This is a genomic window from Streptomyces sp. 13-12-16 (assembly GCF_002114215.1).
Lineage (GTDB): Bacteria > Actinomycetota > Actinomycetes > Streptomycetales > Streptomycetaceae > Streptomyces.
The window spans coordinates 681-1,126 of sequence record NZ_NCTE01001284.1 but is presented as its reverse complement, the minus strand read 5'-3'; the positions used below and the strand labels follow the sequence as shown (position 1 = coordinate 1,126).

Genomic DNA, 446 nt, shown 5'->3' with positions numbered 1-446 from the left:
CGCGGGGATCGACGCGGTGTCGGGGGCCACGTACACGAGCGCGGGGTACAGGCAGTCGCTCCAGTCGGCGCTGGACAAGGCCGGTGGCTGACACGGTGGCCGAGCCGACCGAGGCTCCCGCCGCGGTGCGTCACGCGGAGGAGACGATGGGGACCGTCTTCTCCCTCGACGTCCGCGGCGGGGAACCCGCTGTGGTGCGCGCGGCGCTCCAGGAGGCGGTCGCGGGGCTGCACCGGGTCGACGAGGTGTTCAGCACGTACCGCGACGACAGCCAGATCTCCCGGCTGGCGCGGGGTGAGCTGAGCGTCGGGGAGTGCGACGCCGAGGTCGCCGAGGTGCTGGAGCTGGCGGCGGAGGCGGAGCGGGTGAGCGAGGGCTGGTTCAGTCCGCGTTACCGGGGGCGGCTCGATCCGACGGGCGTCGTGAAGGGCTGGGCCACGGAGCGG

2 protein-coding genes are annotated in these 446 nt (G+C 74.2%); both read left to right on the top strand.

Translation table 11 applies throughout. From position 1 onward, the window contains the following. Positions 1-91, top strand: a 91-nt coding sequence (locus B7767_RS39450) for an FMN-binding protein (RefSeq protein ID WP_143652911.1), incomplete at its 5' end; no start/stop codon positions are given. Between the two features lie 55 nt (positions 92-146). Next, positions 147-446, top strand: a 300-nt coding sequence (locus tag B7767_RS39445; RefSeq protein WP_143652912.1) for an FAD:protein FMN transferase, incomplete at its 3' end; no start/stop codon positions are given.